This is a genomic window from Mesorhizobium sp. M1329 (genome assembly GCF_040318035.1).
Classification (GTDB): Bacteria; Pseudomonadota; Alphaproteobacteria; order Rhizobiales; family Rhizobiaceae; genus Mesorhizobium.
The window spans coordinates 1-564 of record NZ_JAMYLN010000099.1 but is presented as its reverse complement, the minus strand read 5'-3'; the positions used below and the strand labels follow the sequence as shown (position 1 = coordinate 564).

General features: G+C 57.4%; 1 protein-coding gene. It reads right to left on the bottom strand.

Going from position 1 to position 564, the window contains the following annotated elements; translation table 11 throughout:
* On the bottom strand, positions 1-533 hold a 533-nt coding region (locus NKH21_RS32730; protein ID WP_352870036.1), incomplete at its 3' end, for a membrane dipeptidase.
* Positions 534-564: the final 31 nt, after the last annotated feature.

Here is a 564-nt window from a genome sequence, read left to right as displayed (position 1 = left end):
GAGAACGGAAGAGTTCCCCACCAGTAATCCAGCCCAAGGCCGACATGGTCGATGCCAATAAGCGAGACGAAATGGTCGATATGCGCGATCAGATCATCAAGCGAGGGCCGCGCTGCGCCGCCATTGGCGGCTACAATGAACTGCGGGACAGCGGTGATGCCGACAAGCCCCCCGGTGGCCGCTGCTGCCTTCGCTTGGTCGTCCTGGATGTTTCTCTTGCTGGGAAACACAGCGGCAGAATTCGAATGAGAGAAGACCGCAGGTCTCGTCGTCAGCGACAAGGCATCCATGGTCGTCTTGTAGCCGGTATGGGTGCAGTCGACGACAATCCTGTTCTCATTCAGCCTCTGAACAAGAGCCTTGCCGAACCTGCTAAGCCCGCCGTCGATCTCTTCTTCGCATCCGTCCCCAACGTAGTCCTTCCTGTTGTAGGTCAGTTGCACCATCCGCAAGCCCAGCGCTTGAAAGGCCTCGACCAGATTAAGCTCTGTCTCGAACGGCCCTGTGCCCTGAAAATGGAACAAAATCGCCATCTGGCCACCGCGTTTCGCAGCTTCGATGTCA